General features: G+C 40.8%; 1 pseudogene. It reads right to left on the bottom strand.

The window, feature by feature from the left end:
* Window positions 1–267 precede the first annotated feature (267 nt).
* Window positions 268–458 (bottom strand): annotated as a pseudogene (locus G3O00_RS41560) (GMP synthase (glutamine-hydrolyzing)); the annotation flags it as partial.

The raw sequence follows: 458 nt of genomic DNA, 5'->3' as shown, positions 1-458 counted from the left end.
AAAAAAAAAAACTTGATTTCTGGCTGCTAACTCGAAGACCTCAGGATAAATTGTGCCCTGAGCAAAGCAATGAACGGCATCAAGCTTAAGAGACTATTCCTAGAAACCTTCGCTAAACTCACGGACAATGCTATTACGCATCTCTTCAGGAACACTCAACCATGCAAGTGCCGTTACAAAACACGCGTCACAATGCGCACGAGTCAACCGACTGCCAGTGTTTTCAGCAAACATTTGATGCACCGGATCCACTGCAGTGAAGCGTAATCATCTATTGTCCACAACACAACAAGTCACATGATCACCGATACCACGATGAATCAGTTCTGCAACCACAGAACTATCAACGACACCTGATAGAACAAGTAAGTATTTGTTAGTGCCAATGTGGTTTTTTAGTTGTGTAATACTCATCTCAATTATATTTGCCGAATTCCTCTCATTATCTTTTTTTTTTA

The sequence above is a fragment of the Burkholderia sp. Ac-20384 genome (assembly GCF_017104605.1).
Taxonomy (GTDB): Bacteria; Pseudomonadota; Gammaproteobacteria; order Burkholderiales; family Burkholderiaceae; genus Burkholderia; species Burkholderia lata.
The sequence above is the reverse complement of the archived record's forward strand: the minus strand, read 5'-3'. Positions and strand labels throughout refer to the sequence as shown.